1 protein-coding gene is annotated in these 1,174 nt (G+C 70.2%); it reads right to left on the bottom strand.

The features are described from left to right. Positions 1–160: 160 nt before the first annotated feature. A complete protein-coding gene (locus ACFWBT_RS43100; protein WP_385710336.1) occupies positions 161–1,006 on the bottom strand; it encodes a non-ribosomal peptide synthetase in 846 nt (281 codons plus the stop codon). Positions 1,007–1,174 lie beyond the last annotated feature (168 nt).

Genomic DNA, 1,174 nt, shown 5'->3' with positions numbered 1-1,174 from the left:
GGCTCCGGCAGGAGCCGCGCGAGGTACCGGTGGAGGTCACGGAGTACCTGGCGGGCCGGCTGGAGATCGCCGACGCCGGAGCATCACCTGCTGGAACTGGAGCTGGCGGCCGCCACCGAAGTCCGGCGGACGGCGGCGCAGCCGCTGACTGGGGAACGGCTCACTGGATCAGCTCGATGTGCGGATGGTCCGGGGATACCGGGCAGACGTGCAGCTGCAGATCGTAGCCTCGGGCGAGGTCGAGCATGGTCGGGTTGTGCGGTTCGGGATGGATGGTGGATGACAGAGAGCGGGCTCGGTCCTCGTCGGGAATCCAGTCGGGATAGTTGGAGTTCCATTCGCCCGAGGCGATGGTCAGCAGCGGCTCCATCTCGGTGCCGCATGAGGGGCAGAGCCGGGGTATGGGATCGGTGAGGCCCCAACTGGTCCAACCACCGACCTTCCAGCCGGGAGCGACGGACATCCTGCCCGTGTAGAGCTCGTTGTAGAAATCCTTCGAGTAGGGCGTGTCAGAGCTGTCCAGCGGGTACGGCGTGTTGTTAAAGGTGTCCAGAGCGGCGCCGGCCGCCTGCCACCTGCGCCAGTCCTCCAGCCGCCGCTGGAGCTCCTTGCCCAGTTCCATGATGTTGGGGTATTCGGTGATCTGCTCCGGCGTGAGCAAGCACGGCTCCGGCAGGTAGCCGGGGAACTGGATCGCGGGCGGCTCGGGGGGTGTGTCGAGGATGTCGGTGACTGCGGCGGCGGACCGCCAGAACAGCGCGGTCTCGGGCTGCGCGGGGTGGTCGAAGGGGCACCACAGCACTTGGAGCAGATCTGCCTCGGCCTGCCCGGGCGGGCGCAGCAAGGGGACGTCGCGTACGTACAACTGGGCCACGGGCAGCAGGGGGATCGGGCCCTCGGGCCACGGGCGGCCGGCCTTGATCCGCTCCTCGATCGCCAGCTCCTCGGGCGTGTACCGGGTCCCCGGGGGATCGCCGCCCGGCCGGTTCGCCACCGCTGCCCGCATGCGTCGCCGCTGCCGCACGTCCTCAGGCGAGAGGATCGCGTTCCGCCCGTCCCACTGGTGCGGTCCCTCGCAGTGCGGCCATGGCTCGTCGGCGGGCCACAACACGGGCCCGCCCACGGACCAGGCCTACCGCGTGGGCCACCCCCGGCGGGGCATCACCCGGGACCC

It is taken from the genome of Streptomyces sp. NPDC060027 (assembly GCF_042737005.1).
Lineage (GTDB): Bacteria > Actinomycetota > Actinomycetes > Streptomycetales > Streptomycetaceae > Streptomyces.
This window is presented reverse-complemented; position numbering and strand designations above follow the sequence as displayed.

Excerpts from the sequence above, each read along its gene's own strand:
- ACFWBT_RS43100 (WP_385710336.1), bottom strand. The coding sequence starts at position 1,006 with ATGCGGGCAGCGGTGGCGAACCGGCCGGGCGGCGATCCCCCGGGGACC.